Raw genomic sequence first — 15,029 nt, 5'->3', positions numbered from 1 at the left:
TGAAGTATCTTGGTAGAAGGATTTTGTTATTATGCTACTTGTGGTCGCGCATAGCGTTCTACGTTTTGTTTAATATTTTTAACCGTTTCTGGATCTTCAATGCCTGTTACTTCAGCGATCACTGTATCAACACTTTCTTGGTCAAGCATTTCCTGTAATTGACGGCTTTGTTCATCTTCTGGATCATGATAATTAAAGACAATACCAATCATTGCTAATAAATGCGGCGACACTAGATTGCGTTCCTGTAATTCACGGATTGGTCGAATAAACCGTTCTTGCGCACCTAATTTTCTGATTGGTGTCCGTGCTACACGTGTAATAGCATCTGAAATATATTTATTTTGGAAACGTTGAATAATTTTTTCAATATAGGCTGCATGTTCTTGTTCATCAAAATTCCATTTAGCCACTAAAAGTTTACCGGTTTCCTGCAAAACTGATTTGAGTTGTGCTACCACTAAGGCATCCTGCATCGCTTCGTCAATGGTTTGATAGCCTAACAACGCCCCTGTATAGGCAACTGTAGCATGGCCAGTGTTTACACTAAATAATTTCCGTTCAATATACGGCTCTAAATCAGCAACGTAATGAACGCCTTCTAACTGAATCTCTTTGGCTTTTCGGTTGGTATCATCAATGACCCATTCACAAAAAGGCTCAACTTGAACAAAAAGTGGATCTTCATGTTTTTGTAATGGAACAATCCGATCAACTGCCGCATCAGGAAAACCAATCCATTGTTCAGCATAAGCTGGGTTTTTCAAATATTTGGCCACTTCTTCTGCTAAAAAGGTAGAACCACCAATCATATTTTCACAAGCGATAATATCCAGCGGCTTTTGACAATTTGCTTCGGCCCGTGCATCAATTCCTTGGGCAATTAATTCAGCAATTCTTGGTAAAATATTGGGACCAATCGCCGTCGTGACTAAATCGGCTTCCGCAATTGCTTCTACTACTTTTTCTGGTTCTGTCATGTTATTTAACCCGGTCACATTTTCAACGTTAATTTGTTGATGTGAGGCATCGGCCAATTCAATTGTATAACTTTTACGTTCTTTTAACGCTTGAATGATGGTTTCATTAACATCCACAAACGTAATATGAAACCCGTTTTTAGCTAAAATTTCGCCGATAAAGCCGCGTCCAATATTTCCTGCTCCAAAATGTACTGCGTTCATTCTTATTCTCTCCTTTAAGCAATGGCTAAATTTTCTGTTATTTCTTCTTTACTTAATGCGTCGGCAAGTTGCACCACGTTATCCATATCACTACAATAAAGTGCAATTTGTTGGACTAATTGCAAATGTTCTTCACCGACTCCGGCAATCCCAAATAATACGGTAGCAATTTTTTCATCTTCTTCGGTGCCAAAATTAACACCCTCTGGGACTTGCACTACACAGATTCCTGATTTTTTCACTAATTTTTTGGCTTCTTCTGTTCCATGAGGAATGGCAATAAAATTCCCCATATAAACAGATAGCAATTGGTCTCTTTCAATCATTGCTTCGATATAAGCGGGCTCAACACAGCCTGCCTCGACTAGTTTTTCGCCGCAAAAGCGAATAGCTTCTTCTTTTGTATTAAACTGTTGATTTAATTCAATTGAAATATTCGTAAGATTTTCCATTGTTTTCTTCCTCTCTAGGCACTTTCTTTTAAGAGCGAAACCACTGTTTCATATTTTTGGGGATTAACCATACTTTTTACTGATAAGTGTGTCGCTTTCGGTGCTTTTTTACGGGCTTGTTCCGTTAGTTCAGCTTTTGTGACAATTAAAGCCTGTGTTTGTTGAGTTAATTCATTAATATTAATTTTTCGAATCGGCATTGAAATTTTCTCTTTATCTAAAATTTCTTCTAAGACTTTCATTCCCATCGTTGCTGACCCGACACGGTCATCGTGAACCAAAAGAATCTCATTGACATTTGCTAAATCTCCCTCAATTTCAGAAGCAGGTGTTGCTTTGGAGACTGTTGGTTGTGCGTCGTTTTTTTCTTTGGTACCTGATAGTTCAGCCACAATTTCATCATAACGTGGTGAGTTCAAGAAGTTTTCAACTGCTACAAAGGTTGCATTAGGTGCTTTCTGTTTGGCCCGTTCTTGCAATTCCGCTTGTGTGACAATCAATGTATTTCCCTCATCGGTCAAATTATTAATGGCCCGATTCGTCACAGTTTGTACTAAACCAGCCTCTTGGACCTTTTTCCGTAAGATAGACGCACCCATTGCACTAGAGCCCATCCCAGCATCACAAGCAAAAATAATTTGTTGAATTCCTGACAATGAAGCACTACCATTTGTGACAGTTAATCCTTTTGATGCTGCTTTAGCAGCTTGGGTTTCTTTCACTTTTTGGGCAAATTCATCACTTTCTTCTTTCGCATCTGCTTTTAAAATGACTGCGGATACTGCAAAGGAAACAGCAGTTGCTGCCAAAACACCTAAAATAACTGGTAAGTAAGAACCCATTGGTGTCATTGCTAAAATAGCTATAATGGAGCCTGGGGAAGCGGGCGCACGTAAACCAGCATCTAACGTTTGGAAAACCAAACTACCTGTCGCGCCACCTGCAATAACCGATAAGAATAATAACGGTTTCATCATTACATATGGGAAGTAAATTTCGTGGATACCACCAAGGAAATGAATAATTATTGCTCCCGGCGCAGAAGATTTTGCCGCACCTTTTCCAAAAAACATAAATGCTAATAAGACACCTAACCCAGGACCAGGGTTTGCTTCTAATAGGAAAAGAATTGATTTGCCAGCCGATAAGACTTGTTCTGTCCCTAAGGGTGTTAAAATGCCATGATTAATCGCATTGTTTAAAAAGAGCACTTTTGCCGGTTCAATAAAAATACTCGTTAATGGAATCAAATGAGCATTTAAAATGATTTCCACACCACGTGCCATTGCAGCAGTCAGCGCATCGACAATTGGGCCAATCGCTGAAAAACCAAGTAAAGCTAATGCAAAACCAATCAATCCAGCTGAAAAATTGTTTACTAACATTTCAAAACCAGCTTTAATCCGATGTTGGAAATACTGATCAAATTTCTTAATTGTAAAGCCACCAAGTGGACCCATAATCATGGCACCTAGCATCATCGGAATATCGGTTCCCACAATCACGCCCATTGTCGCAATTGCGCCAACTACGGCACCGCGATCACCTGCAATTACTTTCCCACCAGTGTAGCCAATTAATAATGGAATTAAATAGGTCAACATTGGGCCAACCATCGTGGCAAAGGCTTTATTTGGCAGATATCCATCTGGGATAAATAGCGCTGTCAAAACGCCCCACGCAATCAACGCCCCGATATTGGGCATCACCATGCTAGATAAGGTACTGCCAAGTCTTTGGACTTTTGCTTTAATTGATACTTTATTTTTTTCTGGTACTTGTTCCATTTTTATTCCCCTTCTCTCAAGTAACTTTTCTTGTTGACTAAATTGTATCCGCTTTCCGAATCTGGAAAAAGTCGTACTTTGGCACAAACCATTGTGCCAAAAGTTGAAAGAAAAAAAGCACGTGTTCTCTAGTTACGAAAACCAGAAAACACGTGCTTATTCCATTTCTAATAATTTCAATAATAAATGAACAACTTTTTATGCTATACTCAAATTGGCGACTTGCCTCGAAAGGAGGTGCATCACATGTACGAGATTGTCACAAAAATTCTTGTGCCGATTTTTGTCGGGATTGTCCTGAAACTTGTAACCATTTGGCTGGAAAAACAGAACGAGGAATAAACAAGTTGCTTCCAGCCGCTGCTGTCTAAACAGCAAAAAAAGACACCCTACTGCAATAGGGTGTCTTTTTAGTGCATCCATGCACGACTTTGTCACAAGTTACTTTAAATTTATCATAGGGCCTATTTTTTGTCAAGGAAACTTCTTATCTTTTTTGTTTAACCTCTTAAATAAAAAATATTTTATTTTTTAATATAAAATTATTTCAATAATTATTGAACATTTCAAATTGAATTGATTTTTTCAGACGTAACTTTAGGCTTGAGCCAGAATTTTTTGCGCTTCATCTATTGTTCGACAATCACTGAGCCGCTGAATGTTTTCGAGATCTGAACAGAAAAAAGCTAATTCTTGAAGCATGCTTAGTTGCCGTTGACTTTTTAGAGCAACGACAAATAACAAAGTAGCTATTTTTCGATCTGCTTCCGTACCAAAGTTGACCCCATCAGGCACTTGAATAAAGCAAATCCCTTCTTTTAAAACTTGTTCATCTTGTCCTTCCGCATGAGGCAATGCCACGAAGTTACCGATATACACGCTGACTTTTTGTTGACGTTGATACATTGCTTTGACATAGTCAGGCGTGACCAACTGATTTTTTAGCAGTAATTCACCAGAAGCTGCAAGTGCTTCCTCCCAACTAGCATACGATTGATTCAACATTATTTGCTCCGCTGTAATTTCAAACATCTCTCAACACCTAGCCTTTCATTTCTTCAATTAATAATGACGAAAGCAACTGATAAACAATGGCTTCATTTCCTGAATGAAAAATTTCTGTATTTAAATCATTCATAATAATCGCACCACTGATTTTTCCTAAAATTTTCCCGATTGTTTCATCAATCGGCATCGGCGCTAGCATGAGTAACATACGTTGTAACTGCATCGGCTTTTTATCCATACCTTCAATCATAAGTGGCTGGGCCAGATTAAAAATACAAAAAACAGGCTGTGTCACTGCTGTACTTGAGGTATGGAATAAGGCCATTTCCGTCTGAGGAATCCCAATAGGCGCTTGCTCGTAACGTTTCATCAATTGCTGACAGACGATTGCACTATCGGTGATTAAATCTGCGGAAAGTTGCGCGAGAGCTTGTTGAACGGTTTCTGCTAAATCCGCTTGATTATTTAAATCTGCTATGAAAAATGTTTCTAATAGTTTACTAATTTCTTCCATGAAAGCGACCACCGTTTCGTAGCTTTCTTCGCCACCTATTTTTTTCACAGGCGCTTTCCTAAGCGAGCGTTTTTCGTGACTAATCCGCTTAAACTCTTCTTTCAATTGGCGGATTTCATCGTCTAAAAGTAACGGTGAGATCAATTTATATTTACCATTGTATCCTGGTAATAACGAAGTGGAAATCACTAAGTCATAGTTTTCCTCAACATTCACCTTACCTAAATCCGCAATCCGAAAAAAATGAATCTGGTTGATAAAAGGAAAGTAGCGCCGTAATCGCATTTCCAGCATACTTGTCGAAGCCAAACCGCTAGGAGAAAAACCAGCAATATCAACTTCCATAATTTTGGGACTCCGTTCTAAAGAATTGGCAAAATGAAGTACCATGTAGGCAATTTCCTCTTCCGATAAATTCTTTTGCGGAAAAATTTGCGGCAACGCTTGGCGTAAAGCCGCAGCTATTTCTTGATATTGATTCATGATCCGTTCTAAAATGGGATTCGTTAAATCTTCTTCTTGTAAAACCGCCCGAGAAAAAACACCTGATAAATGCGTCAACAACATTTTATACAGATTGGTATCTTCGAAAAAATTAACTTCTGTTTCTTGACTTACTGCTTCAATCAGTTGTTTCACTGCATAAGCCAGCTGAGTGTCAAAATGTTCATCAAAAAAATCTTCATCAAAAGAATTAGAAAAATCACTTAATAAGCTAGCAAAAAAAACAATCTCACTGACAGCGTATAGTTGTTTCGTTTCAGCAGCGACTTTTGAAAAAAGTCGTTTAGAACAATTTAGAAAGGCCTTATTCATCTGCCCAGTATAGGTCTCATCAGCTAAATAAAAACCTGCAGTGACCCGATCCATCGCAATTGTTAACATTAAAATCAAATGTTGTAATTTACGATCACTTAATGCTGGAAATAAAGTTTCTACTTCTGGCTGAACAATTTTTTGTGCAAATGCTAAATGTTCTGCATGAATAAACTGAAAGAAAAAATGGTCGTTTGTCGTTAATTCGGTAAAATGAAAAAATTGGTACTCATTAATTTCCATACTTAGAATATTCGCCATTAGAAGACGGCGATATTTTTCAGAACCAGTCACTTCATAGCCTTGATTCCGAGAAATCGTCAACGGAATCCGAGCAATCCGTGTTTCTAATTGTTTAATATCGGCATAAAAAGTCGTATTACTAATACAATACGTTTCCAGAAAATAATGCATAGAGACTGGCTCTTTTGTTTGCAGTAATGTCAATAAAATCGCATGTTGCCGCGCCAAAGTAGAAAGTTCCTGTGTCTCTTCTCCTAAAATAGCAGCCTGAATTTCCGTCATCGCTGCTTCATCTGCTTGAATCGAAAAGCGCCCACGAGCTACTTTTTCCAACGTCGCGCCCATCGATGCTAGCGAGGTTTCTAAATTTTCTAATTCACGATATACCGTCCGGCGGCTAACCTTTAACAAATTCATCATGCGGTTTACTGAAACGGGGGTAGGACTATTCACTAATTCCGTTAATAGAACAGTTTCTCTTGTCGTTAAAAACATCTATCAGCTCCTCCTTCCAGCCATTCTTGATACTCTTTCTTATTCAAAAAACTAGTAACTACGTATAAATTTTGTTGCGTTAGATCTAAATGATAGGCTTGCGCCAGTTCACGAGTCACTACGTAGGTTGTCTCCTTGGTAAAAAAGACTGTTTCCAGTGGTTCTTTAGATACTTCAATCGCGACTCCTTGTTTCGCCGCTTGTTGCCGCAATAATTCCATTCCCATTGTTTGCGATCCTCGAACATTCTCGGCATATAAAAAAACAAGCTTCTGTATTTGGTTGGTCGGGTTCGTTCCAGTAGACTCTGAACCAAGTGAAGATTGCTCTTGAGAAGAAGCAGTCAGTTTGGCTAAAACTTGCGGGTAATAGGATTTAATTTCTAAAAAATTTTGAACACTCACCATATCCTTTTCTGGGACGTACTTTTGTGCTAACTGTTTCAATTCTGCTTGAATGACCACTAATGTCTTAGGCTGCCACTTCATCTGATGAACGGACTGGTAAGTCACAGGCATCTCCAAGTTCACCGCTTTTAATTGTCGGCTTAGCAAACTAGCCCCCATGGCACTTGAGCCCATTCCTGCATCACAAACAAATAAAATTTGCTGATAGTTAGGTGTGACTGTTTCCACTTGGTCTTCCTCCTTCATCTTTATCATTGAAACTGGTTCAATTCCTCGTTGACGTTTTAATAACAAGCTTGCTATTGCAAAAGAGCACAGAAAGCTAACAAAAATTCCACTAAAAACCGCCAGCCTTGCCTCAGTCGGGGCATTGGCTAAAATCGCAACCAATGAACCTGGCGAAGCTGGAGCACTTAGCCCCCCATTAAATATTTGAAAAACAAGCGTACCACTCATTCCTCCAGCAATTACTGCTAAAAATAAGCGCGGATCCATCAAAACAAACGGAAAATAAATTTCATGAATGCCCCCAATCAATTGAATCATGGTGGCGCCTCCTGCTGTTTTTCGTTGTCCTACAGGCCCAAACAGCAGAAAAGCAACCAAAACGCCCACGCCTGGTCCAGGGTTTGTTTCCAATAGAAATAAAATGGACTGACCTGTTTGACTAGCACCTTCTAAACCTAGAGGCGTTAATAAGCCATGGTTAATCGCATTATTAAAAAATAACACTTTTAAGGGTTCTAAGAAAACGTGAACCAATGGTAAAAGATTGGCTTCAATTAACCAAGAAGAAAATTGATACAGCCAAAAACTAGCGCTTTCAACAGCCGGAGCTACAACCAGAATACCAAAACAGCACAGCAGTCCTCCCACAATTCCTGCTAAAAAGTTTTTAGTCAGCATCTCATAGCCTTCTTTAACTTTCGGTAAGAGAATTTGTTCAATTTTGGCGAAAGTATATCCTGCTAAAGGACCAATAAACATAGCACCAAACAACTGTGGAACATCTGTGGAAACAATCACGCCCACTGTCGCAATAGCAGCAACAACGCCGCCACGTTGTTCCTCGAACATTTTTCCGCCTGTAAAACCAATTAAAATCGGTAAAACAACTCGAATCATTATCGTTTCGACTTCAGAAAGAGCTAGCCGTAGATTTCCAGTCGTATAGCCAGACACCAAAGACAATAAGCTCCACGCAATAAAAATACTCAAATTTGGCATAATCATCCCACTCAAACGATGACCAAAACGACGTAAATAGGGAGTTACTTTCACAAACTTATGTTTAAAAAAGAGCGAATGCATTTCTTTTTCCTTCATATTCCTTGTCCCTCGCTCTCTATGTAGATAATTAGAATACTTCTATTATATGAAATTTCACAAAAAAATAGTATAGATTTTTGTAAAATAATTCTTTTATGCACCTCACAAGAGAATCCGTTTACATTAATAGAAAAAACTTTTATACTAAAAGAAAGAAACTCTTCGGATTGGAGGCCAATTATGGCAATCAAAGCAATTGTAATGGATATTGATGGTACCTTGTTAACTTCAGAAAAAAAGATTTCACCAAAAACGCGACAAGCATTAGTAGCTGCACAAAAGCAAGGCCTATCACTGATTTTGGCTTCTGGCCGCCCGACTAACGGTATGCGGCCCTTAGCAGATGAATTGGAGATGGCTCATTATAATGGACACCTACTTTCCTATAACGGCGCTTGTGTCACCCATCATGGCAGTCAGCAACAACTATTTAACCAGACAATTTCAAAATCATTGAGTCAACAAATTTTAGAGCATTTGAAACAATTTGACGTAATTCCAATGATTAATGATGAAACATTTATGTATGTCAATGATGTTTTTCATAACACCTTACATTTAGAGACTGGTGATTTTAATATTATTGAATATGAATCACGGGGCGGCAACTTTCAATTATGTGAGTGGCATGATTTAGCCGCCAGACTAAACTTTCCCTTGAACAAAATTTTAATTGCTGGTGAACCCGCCTATTTACAAAAATATCATGAGGCCATCTACGCGCCTTTCAAAGAAACCGTCACCGCTGCTTTTTCCGCTCCTTTCTATTTTGAATTTACCGCCAAAAATATTGATAAAGCGCGTTCTTTAGAAAAACTAACCCTACAGTTAGGCATAACTGCTGAAGAAGTAATTGCTTTTGGTGATGGTCACAACGACTATACAATGTTGGAATGGGCTGGCACGGGGATTGCTATGGAAAACGCCGTTGACGAGCTTAAAAGCATCGCAACGGAAGTCACTTTATCCAACGACAATGACGGCATCGCTGTTGCATTAGCCAACTTTCTTTAAGAATGTTGGTTGATGCAAGCCTATGCCGTCATTTTTTATTGTCTATTCAAATGTCGTGATTTTTTCTGGTGCTAAACGAACAGATTCATAACCAGTTTCCATGCCCTTACCCACAGATAAAATCATTACTGGGACATAGCGCTCTTGATCTAAACCAAATGTTTCGGCTAATTTTTCCGCTTCAAAACCACCGATTGGATTCGTTTCATATCCGTGAGCTCGGGCCACTAACATAAATTGCATAGCTGCTAAACTCGCATCAATTTTTACGATGTCATTCATTTGTTCTCTACTTAAACTTTCATAATGGGGAATAATCGCCGCTAATTGTTGGTCCCGCACTTCTTTAGGCATTTTACCACTAGCATAGGCTTGATTGTAAATTTCCTCTCCTCGTTCATGGCAGTTTAGATCACCAAAAATTAAGAGCATTGCAGAAGATGTTTCATTTTGACGCGTATTAAAGCGAATTAAGGGTTTTAATTTTTCTTTGCCTGCTTCACTTTCCACTACGACAAAACGCCAGGGCTGCATGTTAACAGAAGAAGGGGCAGTGGTCGCTTCTTGAATCATTGTTAACATTTCTTCATGAGAAATTTTATGGGTTTCATCGTACACCCGAACCGATTTGCGGCCAAAAACAATCTCTGAAAAATCATTCGTTGTATATGTTGTCATTCTATCATACCTCTTTCGTTGTAATGCTTTGATCTAGTTTTGTCAAAAGTTCTTTTAACTGGCGACAGTCGTCCTTTGTAAATGTACTGGGAATAATTTCTGTTACCGTTTGTTGCTTGGCTGTACATTGCTGTAGTTCTTGTTGTGCTTTTTCTGTTAAATGCACTAGCACTTCCCGATTATTTTCTGGATTTCGCTGTCGTGTCACATACTGTTTCTCTTCTAAAATTTTCAAATGGCGAGTGACCGCACCACTATCGATTTTTAAGTGTTCTTGAATCTCCGTTTGAAGACACGGCTGACGTTCTTTTAAAATCATCAGCAACTCATAACGAGTCAAACTCAAGCCAACTTGCTCTTCAAAAACTTTGGTAATTTTTTGATCTAATACCTTTAACTGACATAATAATTGGCTAACTTCCCGTAATGATAACGACATAGTTTCCTCCTTAAAAAGATGACTCGTCAACAATTGACTAATCAACTATAACTGTTTCTTTCTAAAAATGCAACCTTTTTTACAAGAAAAATAGAACAATTGACAGGGAGAAACTACAGTATTCCCCATCAACTGTTCTATTTTAATCAATCTATTTTTTGGTAACAGGTTCTGCTGATAACCGCTTAATCCCTAAACCAGTAAACGCACTGACCATTGAGAAGACAGGCGATAATAAGCTAAAGAAAACAAATGGTAAGTAAGTCAACGTTGGTACGCCAAAGGTCCCCGCTACGAAGCTACCTGCAATCCCCCAAGGAATGAGGTAGTTAATAACCGTCCCGCCATCCTCCAAGGTTCTGCCTAAAACAGTCGGATCCAAGCCTTCTTTTTTGTAAACTTCTTTAAAGGCATTCCCTGGTAAAATAACCGATAGGAATTGTTCACCAATAAAAATATTTACGCCAATTCCTGTTAATAACGTTGATAAAATCAATTTCGGTGTACTGCTCATTTTCTGAGAAACAACTTCCATGACCGCAGAAATCAATCCTAATTCCATTAATAAGCCACCTAGAGACAACGTTAGAATAATAAGTGCAACAGTCGGCATCATACTCATAATTCCGCCACGACTTAGTAATTGATCAATTTGTGCGTTCCCCGTTTGAGAAACAAACCCATTTTCCAACGTGTTTCCTAATGCCTGCAACGATACTTTCGGATTTTGAATAATAATCATAATTACTGCCACAATAATGTTTAACAAAATCGTGATAATCGCTGGAATTTTGCGCCAGGCACAGATTAACATTAAGGCTAATGGTAACAATGACCAAATTGAAATGGTAAAGTGGTCTTCCAATACTTGAATAACTTGAACTACTTCTGTCAGACTAGTATTCGCGTACGTTTGTCCTAAAATCATAAACAAGATTAAAGAGACGATAAATGCTGGTACAGTCGACCACATCAAGTTTTTTATATGTTTAAACAAATCCGCTTCAACAATCGCTGCGGCTAAGTTTGTTGATTCTGATAAAGGCGACATTTTATCACCAAAAACTGAACCAGAAACAATCGCCCCCACAACTAAAGCAGGATTTAACCCTAAGGTACTGCCAATACCGAAAAAGGCAATTCCAATTGTTGACATCACTGTAAAAGCACTACCTACTGCACTGCCGACAATCGCACAGACAATAAAAACTGACGGCACAAACCATTTAACACTAATCATTTTAAAACCAAAAACCATAATCGTTGGAATAATTCCTGCTTGAATCCAAACGGCAATCAATGCACCCACTAAAATGAAAATAAAAATTGGAATAATCCCTGGCTTCAAGCCATCAACAATCCCTTTATGCATTTGATCAAATGGTACTTTACGAAACATTGCGTAGCCTAAAATCAATGCAATCACAAACAAAATAGTAATATTTGGCGATATTTTTAAGCCAATTACTCCTGTTGCAATAGCTGCCACAATAATTAATAACACGATACTTGCTTCTCGAACACTCACGGTCTTCTTTTTCTGTTTTTCTTTCATTTCGTTACTCTCCTCTAATCTTTTTTCTGAATACTCTGACATTAAAGGATCTTATGATAACGAATAACCCCTCCACAACTCATTGAAAACGCCTCCTAAAGCTACATAAAAAGAGAGATTCATCCTTAAAGAATAAGGACGAATCTCTCCGCGGTACCACCTTAATTAGAAGCTTACTTGCTTCTCGCTTATGTATTATGTAATTGTTACTACTTATTAGTGTAATTCACAAATAGACTTGATCGATTCGCAGCAACCATCGACTTTCTGAACAAAACATCTATTTCCTACTGGGCTAATAATTTATGAATCTCAATATACCAAGAAGAAACCGACTTGTCAACGAAAATAGTATAAAAAATTTTTTTCACACGCCAACAAAAATTACTTTTTCTTTTTGTAAAAATAGAAAGAGGTCGGGACAGCAGCGTTTAACTCCGAGAACCAAGTAGGTACTGTTCAACATCTATTTGCTTTGCAAATAGTGTTTCTCAGCAATAAGAAGGAATTTCCGAAAATTGTTCTTTAATTTTTGGAGACCAAGTAGGTATTGTTCATCATCGAATCACTACGTTCTTCGGGATTCTCAACAATTTCGGCTTATTTCCGAAGGACCTTCAACTCTTAGAGCTTTAGCTCTTAGAAGTTGTTGAGATCGGAGCAACGCGTAGTGTTGCTTCTGTTCCCGCCGTTTATCAGTTTTTGAGCGTGGAACAAAAATCCAAAGTGATTTTTGTTCCACACGCCTGTTAATTAATGAGTTGTGCCACCTTGTAGTTGAATATCTTCTTGCGTTTTTACCGCTGCTTCAATCATATAGAACAAAGAATCTGTGATTGCTTCTAATGACATAGAAGCAAACGTTGGTTTATCAATTGTTTGTTCTGGTAGGAACGGAACATGAATAAATCCGCCACGAATAGTTGGATATTTAGTGTTAATTAAGTGTAGTAAGTGATACATAATATCATTACATACAAAGGTTCCTGCTGTATAAGAAATCGCTGCAGGTAATTGATGGTCATGACAATTTTTTACCATCGCTTTAATCGGTAAATTTGTAAAATAGGCTGTTGCTCCATCTTCAACCAACGGCACATCGCTTGGTTGTTGTCCTGCATTATCCGGGATACGCGCTTCCGCTAAATTAATCGCCACTTTTTCAACAGTGACTGTTTGGCGGCCGCCTGCTTGTCCAACACAAATCACCATATCTGGTTGATGGGTTTCAATTGCTTCAGCCACTTTTTCACCACTAGTGCCAAAAACAGTTGGCACCTCAACTTTAATAATTTCAGCTCCTGCAATTTCAGCAGGTAATTTTTTGACTGCTTCAAAGGCAGGATTGATTGCTTCTCCTCCAAATGGATCAAAGCCAGTAACGACAACTTTCATTTCGATCATCCTTTCTTATTTGAATAGAATCATATAAACAATTTGGAAAATTAACATGAAAAGTGCAATCGGCAATTGATTTTTAATGACGCCGTACTTATCTTTCATTTCCAACATGGCTACAGGTACGATATTAAAGTTCGCAGCCATCGGTGTTAACAGTGTACCACAAAAACCACATGTTAAGGCAACCATCCCAACTAATGCGGGATCTGCACCTAAAGAAAAGACAAACGGCACACCAATTCCGACTGTCATCACGGTTATTGCTGCAAAGGCATTGCCCATGATAGCCGTAAAAATAACCATTCCCACAGCATAAATAATAATCCCTACATTGACATTTCCTGCTGGTACTACGGCACTAACCCCTTTTGAAATAATCTCACCAACACCAGCGCTAGTAAAAACAGCACCTAAACAAGCTAATAGCATTGGCAACGTACTAAGAGGACCGACTGTTTCTAACATTTCCGCCGCATCATCAAAAAATACTTTCGGCGTATTATTTTTAGAAAAGAACATCATGATGAAAATCGCTACAAAGACACCAACACCGACACCGACTAAAGCCCCTAAAGTAGTCAATGTAGCAAAAAGAATTGCAAAAACCCCGATACTTAGTGCGGGAATAAAAATCTTCATTCCTAATTTTTGAGACATTTTTTCCATGTATTCTTTCGAAGGTAAGCGACTTTCTCCTTTTGTCACTTTTTGAAGAATTGCCGGAATTGTCATCACAAAAATAAGTACGCCACAGGCAACTGGTGGAATAAACCGACCAAAACCGATTAAGATCCCTAAAATTCCCCAGAATAAACTAGTCCCATACGCATGTTGATTGGTTTTATCACGAAAACTACGAAAACTTGTGTATAACAAGATAATCCCCATAAAAATATAAAGGACTTCCAATAACTTTGCACTCAAATCAATACTTGGATCTGTGAAAAAACTCATTTCAGTCCCTCCTGTCCATAATATTTTTTACGTAATCTTTTTTCTTTTAAAGTAAAGTAAATACTTGCCGAAATTAAGGCAACTAAGGCGACTGGTACTTCCACTAAAGCCAATTTTCCTAATGTCACTTCATAGCCTAAATCTTTCAATGTTGATTGAACAAGCAATGCCCCAGCCCCACCAACAAACAGAACTTGACCAAAGAACCAACAGATATTTTCCATGGCTGAAGCCATCCCTTTTAGTTCTTCTTCATACTCTGGCACCATTGGTAAATTTTTTGATTCAATTGTTCCTAACGCCATTGGCAAAATAATCGGACGCACAAAACCTGCTACCCCACCGAAACTTACGTTAAAAGCGGCGAAGATAATCCGAAAGACACCATAAATGTCAATAATCACACCAGCAGATACCTTTTTGAATCGTTTAATCAACGTAGCTGCTGACTCTTTCAAGCCATTTCTTTCTAAAGTTCCTGTTGCTAACATAATAATAATAAAGATAGCCATTCCTCGATTATTCACAAAGGTTGTTCCTAGTGTTTCTAGCATCGATGTCAAACCCAGCCCGCCAGTAAAAGCCGTCACTATTAAAGCAACCATCACAATCAAGATAGCATCAAATTTCAATGCGAAGCCGACAATGACGATCAATACGCCTAATAAAGGTAATAAATCCATCAAATCTCTCCTTCTTAAAATAAAATTTCACTTTCCATTATATGCCAATTTTCGCTCATTTGTAAGACTT

14 protein-coding genes and 1 other annotated feature are annotated in these 15,029 nt (G+C 38.4%); of the genes, 2 read left to right on the top strand and 12 right to left on the bottom strand.

The features are described 5' to 3' along the window. Window positions 1-29: 29 nt before the first annotated feature. The 3 genes from IGK54_RS01565 to IGK54_RS01555 are packed head-to-tail and all read right to left on the bottom strand — an operon-like array spanning window position 30 to window position 3,423. Window positions 30-1,184 (bottom strand): mannitol-1-phosphate 5-dehydrogenase, encoded by a 1,155-nt coding sequence (locus IGK54_RS01565; RefSeq protein ID WP_002355280.1) that lies wholly within the window; start codon window positions 1,182-1,184, stop codon window positions 30-32. 14 nt (window positions 1,185-1,198) lie between these two features. Further along, a complete protein-coding gene (locus IGK54_RS01560; RefSeq protein ID WP_002355279.1) occupies window positions 1,199-1,636 on the bottom strand; it encodes a PTS sugar transporter subunit IIA in 438 nt (145 codons plus the stop codon). Between the two features lie 14 nt (window positions 1,637-1,650). Continuing rightward, window positions 1,651-3,423 carry a PTS mannitol-specific transporter subunit IIBC gene (locus tag IGK54_RS01555; protein ID WP_002387897.1) on the bottom strand — a complete coding sequence of 591 codons (1,773 nt, stop codon included), beginning with the start codon at window positions 3,421-3,423 and terminating at the stop codon, window positions 1,651-1,653. Between the two features lie 246 nt (window positions 3,424-3,669). Here IGK54_RS01555 and IGK54_RS01550 point away from each other — a divergent pair, with 246 nt between their 5' ends. After that, window positions 3,670-3,765, top strand: coding sequence for a type I toxin-antitoxin system Fst family toxin (locus IGK54_RS01550; RefSeq protein WP_015543884.1), 96 nt, complete (start codon window positions 3,670-3,672; stop codon window positions 3,763-3,765). Window positions 3,766-4,020: 255 nt separating this feature from the next. On the opposite strand, the gene IGK54_RS01545 is transcribed toward IGK54_RS01550, so the two are convergent. The 3 genes from IGK54_RS01545 to IGK54_RS01535 are packed head-to-tail and all read right to left on the bottom strand — an operon-like array spanning window position 4,021 to window position 8,232. Next, window positions 4,021-4,455, bottom strand: a complete 435-nt coding sequence (locus tag IGK54_RS01545; RefSeq protein ID WP_002358391.1) for a PTS sugar transporter subunit IIA — start codon at window positions 4,453-4,455, stop codon at window positions 4,021-4,023. Window positions 4,456-4,465: 10 nt separating this feature from the next. Then, on the bottom strand, window positions 4,466-6,499 hold the full coding sequence (locus IGK54_RS01540; RefSeq protein WP_002355275.1) for a BglG family transcription antiterminator: 2,034 nt from the start codon (window positions 6,497-6,499) through the stop codon (window positions 4,466-4,468). Next, window positions 6,490-8,232 carry a PTS transporter subunit EIIC gene (locus IGK54_RS01535; protein WP_430603128.1) on the bottom strand — a complete coding sequence of 581 codons (1,743 nt, stop codon included), beginning with the start codon at window positions 8,230-8,232 and terminating at the stop codon, window positions 6,490-6,492. The genes IGK54_RS01540 and IGK54_RS01535 overlap by 10 nt, the downstream gene beginning before the upstream one ends. Before the next feature lie 183 nt (window positions 8,233-8,415). On the opposite strand from IGK54_RS01535, the gene IGK54_RS01530 reads away from it, so the two are divergent. Further along, on the top strand, window positions 8,416-9,249 hold the full coding sequence (locus IGK54_RS01530) for a Cof-type HAD-IIB family hydrolase (RefSeq protein WP_002355273.1): 834 nt from the start codon (window positions 8,416-8,418) through the stop codon (window positions 9,247-9,249). A 42-nt stretch (window positions 9,250-9,291) separates the two neighbouring features. Here IGK54_RS01530 and IGK54_RS01525 read toward each other — a convergent pair whose 3' ends face one another. The 6 genes from IGK54_RS01525 to IGK54_RS01500 all read right to left on the bottom strand — a co-directional run bounded on the left by IGK54_RS01525 (window position 9,292) and on the right by IGK54_RS01500 (window position 14,959). Next, window positions 9,292-9,927, bottom strand: coding sequence for a nitroreductase family protein (locus IGK54_RS01525; protein ID WP_002358386.1), 636 nt, complete (start codon window positions 9,925-9,927; stop codon window positions 9,292-9,294). Between the two features lie 4 nt (window positions 9,928-9,931). Continuing rightward, on the bottom strand, window positions 9,932-10,366 hold the full coding sequence (locus tag IGK54_RS01520) for a MarR family winged helix-turn-helix transcriptional regulator (protein ID WP_002362972.1): 435 nt from the start codon (window positions 10,364-10,366) through the stop codon (window positions 9,932-9,934). A gap of 151 nt (window positions 10,367-10,517) precedes the next feature. Continuing rightward, a complete protein-coding gene (gene nhaC / locus IGK54_RS01515; protein ID WP_185938085.1) occupies window positions 10,518-11,963 on the bottom strand; it encodes a Na+/H+ antiporter NhaC in 1,446 nt (481 codons plus the stop codon). Window positions 11,964-12,052: 89 nt separating this feature from the next. After that, window positions 12,053-12,228, bottom strand: a binding site (T-box leader). Window positions 12,229-12,674: 446 nt separating this feature from the next. Further along, window positions 12,675-13,316, bottom strand: coding sequence for a pyroglutamyl-peptidase I (gene pcp / locus IGK54_RS01510; protein ID WP_002355269.1), 642 nt, complete (start codon window positions 13,314-13,316; stop codon window positions 12,675-12,677). Window positions 13,317-13,331: 15 nt separating this feature from the next. Beyond that, the gene (locus IGK54_RS01505) at window positions 13,332-14,276 is read right to left on the bottom strand and encodes a DUF979 domain-containing protein (RefSeq protein ID WP_002355267.1); all 945 of its coding nucleotides are present in this window, start codon (window positions 14,274-14,276) and stop codon (window positions 13,332-13,334) included. Next, the gene (locus IGK54_RS01500) at window positions 14,273-14,959 is read right to left on the bottom strand and encodes a DUF969 domain-containing protein (protein WP_002355265.1); all 687 of its coding nucleotides are present in this window, start codon (window positions 14,957-14,959) and stop codon (window positions 14,273-14,275) included. Before IGK54_RS01500 ends, IGK54_RS01505 begins: the two co-directional genes overlap by 4 nt. Between the last annotated feature and the right edge of the window lie 70 nt (window positions 14,960-15,029).

This window comes from Enterococcus sp. DIV2384, from assembly GCF_050534975.1.
Taxonomy (GTDB): Bacteria; Bacillota; Bacilli; order Lactobacillales; family Enterococcaceae; genus Enterococcus; species Enterococcus faecalis.
Note: the sequence above shows the minus strand (reverse complement) of the source record. Positions and strands in the feature narration are given on the sequence as shown.

Excerpts from the sequence above, each read along its gene's own strand:
- IGK54_RS01565 (WP_002355280.1), bottom strand. The coding sequence starts at position 1,184 with ATGAACGCAGTACATTTTGGAGCAGGAAATATTGGACGCGGCTTTATC.
- IGK54_RS01560 (WP_002355279.1), bottom strand. The coding sequence starts at position 1,636 with ATGGAAAATCTTACGAATATTTCAATTGAATTAAATCAACAGTTTAAT.
- IGK54_RS01555 (WP_002387897.1), bottom strand. The coding sequence starts at position 3,423 with ATGGAACAAGTACCAGAAAAAAATAAAGTATCAATTAAAGCAAAAGTC.
- IGK54_RS01550 (WP_015543884.1), top strand. The coding sequence starts at position 3,670 with ATGTACGAGATTGTCACAAAAATTCTTGTGCCGATTTTTGTCGGGATT.
- IGK54_RS01545 (WP_002358391.1), bottom strand. The coding sequence starts at position 4,455 with ATGTTTGAAATTACAGCGGAGCAAATAATGTTGAATCAATCGTATGCT.
- IGK54_RS01540 (WP_002355275.1), bottom strand. The coding sequence starts at position 6,499 with ATGTTTTTAACGACAAGAGAAACTGTTCTATTAACGGAATTAGTGAAT.
- IGK54_RS01535 (WP_430603128.1), bottom strand. The coding sequence starts at position 8,232 with ATGAAGGAAAAAGAAATGCATTCGCTCTTTTTTAAACATAAGTTTGTG.
- IGK54_RS01530 (WP_002355273.1), top strand. The coding sequence starts at position 8,416 with ATGGCAATCAAAGCAATTGTAATGGATATTGATGGTACCTTGTTAACT.
- IGK54_RS01525 (WP_002358386.1), bottom strand. The coding sequence starts at position 9,927 with ATGACAACATATACAACGAATGATTTTTCAGAGATTGTTTTTGGCCGC.
- IGK54_RS01520 (WP_002362972.1), bottom strand. The coding sequence starts at position 10,366 with ATGTCGTTATCATTACGGGAAGTTAGCCAATTATTATGTCAGTTAAAG.
- nhaC (WP_185938085.1), bottom strand. The coding sequence starts at position 11,963 with ATGTCAGAGTATTCAGAAAAAAGATTAGAGGAGAGTAACGAAATGAAA.
- pcp (WP_002355269.1), bottom strand. The coding sequence starts at position 13,316 with ATGAAAGTTGTCGTTACTGGCTTTGATCCATTTGGAGGAGAAGCAATC.
- IGK54_RS01505 (WP_002355267.1), bottom strand. The coding sequence starts at position 14,276 with ATGAGTTTTTTCACAGATCCAAGTATTGATTTGAGTGCAAAGTTATTG.
- IGK54_RS01500 (WP_002355265.1), bottom strand. The coding sequence starts at position 14,959 with ATGGATTTATTACCTTTATTAGGCGTATTGATCGTCATTGTCGGCTTC.